This window comes from Azohydromonas lata (assembly GCF_034427735.1).
In the GTDB taxonomy this organism is placed as follows: domain Bacteria; phylum Pseudomonadota; class Gammaproteobacteria; order Burkholderiales; family Burkholderiaceae_C; genus Azohydromonas; species Azohydromonas lata.
In genome coordinates this window covers 1-583 of sequence record NZ_JAXOJX010000202.1, presented here as the reverse complement: position 1 = coordinate 583, position 583 = coordinate 1, and the positions used below count along the sequence as shown (strand labels likewise).

Genomic DNA, 583 nt, shown 5'->3' with positions numbered 1-583 from the left:
CGAAGTAGTAGCCCGAGACGTTGAGGGTGTCGGCGCCCTCGCCACCCTCCAGCAGATACACCGACTTCGTGTCGGCGCCGATGTAATTGTTGAGGCTCAGGTTCAGCGTGTCGTCGCCCTCGCCGCCTTGCAGCGTGGCGCTGGTGGGATTGGAGGCACTCAGGGAGTCGTTGCCTTCGCCACCTTGCAGCAGCACGTCGCTGAACTGACTGGCTTGCAGCACGTCGTTGCCGTTGGCACTGAGGTAGTCATCGCCATCGCCACCGTCCAACACCAGCGAGCGCCCCATGGCGGACAGGGAGTCGTTGCCCGCCCCGCCAAGCAAGGTGTTCTCGCCCTGGGCCGAATTCACGTACAGCCAATCGTTGCCCTCGCCGCCGTCGAGCACGTTGGCGCCCTGGTCGTCGCTGAGCTGGTCGTTGCCCGCGCCGCCCAGCAGCGTGTCGTTGCCGAAGCCGCCCTCCAGCGTGTCATTGCCCTCGCCGCCCAGCAGCGAGTCGTTGCCCGCCAGGCCGTTGAGGGCGTCGTTGCCCAGGCCGCCGTCTATCGTGTCGTTGCCGAAGCCGCCGCTCAGCACGTCGCC

1 protein-coding gene is annotated in these 583 nt (G+C 66.9%); it reads right to left on the bottom strand.

Annotation, left to right across the window (positions count from 1 at the left end; all coding sequences use genetic code 11):
- Positions 1-583 (bottom strand): calcium-binding protein (locus SM757_RS35020; protein WP_322468870.1); only part of this gene is annotated, 583 nt, incomplete at both ends.